Consider the following 1012-nt stretch of genomic DNA (forward strand, 5'->3'; position numbering starts at 1 on the left):
CGCAACAGCGGCATGAACGCGGTGGCGGCGGCCGTCGAGGCGGTCACGGAGATCCAGCGGGACAGCGGCCGGCGCCGCTGGCTCCAGCTCGGCTGGATCTTCTTCGACACCATGCACCTGTTCGAGAAGAAGGTCGTGGACGCCGAGCACACCACCGTGCCCGACCCCTTCGACCTGGCGGAGGTCGCCCGGGTGGCCGCCGCGCACGCGGGCGAACTGGCCGGCATCATCGCGGAGATCCCGAGCAACCCGGGGATGGGCGTCCCCGACCTGCCGGCGCTGCGCGAGATCGCCGACCGGGCCGGCTGCGCGCTGGTGGTGGACGCCACGATCGCCACCCCGCACAACGTCGACGTGGTGCCGTACGCCGACGTGGTCTGCGAGAGCCTGACCAAGTACGCCACCGGATCGGCGGACGTGCTGACGGGCGCGGTGGTGGTCGCGCCCGCCTCGCCGTTCGCGGAGGACCTGCTGACCGTGCTGCCCCGGTACGGCGACGAGCCCTACCGCCGGGACACCGCCCGGGTGGCCGCCCGGATCCGCGGGTACGCGGAGCGGATGGCACGGGTGAACGCGAACGCCCTGGCCCTCGCCGAGTGCCTGGAGCGCCACCCGGACGTCGTGCGGGACACCGGCTGGGCGTACGACACCAGGTCCGCCGCCAACTACCGCAAGGTGGCGCGGGATTACGGCGGACCCGGCGGACTGCTGATGGTGGATCTCAGGGTCCCCCTGGAGCTGGTCTACGACCGGCTCGCGGTGGCCAAGGGGCCGAGCTTCGGCGCGGAGTTCACCATGGCGTCCCCGCAGATCTTCATCGCGCACTACGACCTGCTCACCACGGACCGGGGGCGGGCCGCGCTGCGCGAGCGGGGGCTGCACCGGGACATGCTGCGCGTCTCCGTCGGCACCGAGCCACCGGAGCGGATCGTGGAGGCCTTCGAGCGGGCCCTGCGCCCCCGCCGAGCCGGGAGCCGTAGGAGAAGCCGAGGTAGTTCAGCTTCCCGTCGCC

Annotated in this window: 1 protein-coding gene; it reads left to right on the top strand. The window is 73.1% G+C overall.

What is annotated here, in order from left to right; all coding sequences use genetic code 11:
- Window positions 1-1012 (top strand): PLP-dependent transferase (locus tag H5J33_RS36420; RefSeq protein ID WP_181798947.1); only part of this gene is annotated, 1012 nt, incomplete at both ends.

This window comes from Streptomyces sp. WELS2 (genome assembly GCF_013870595.1).
In the GTDB taxonomy this organism is placed as follows: Bacteria; Actinomycetota; Actinomycetes; order Streptomycetales; family Streptomycetaceae; genus Streptomyces.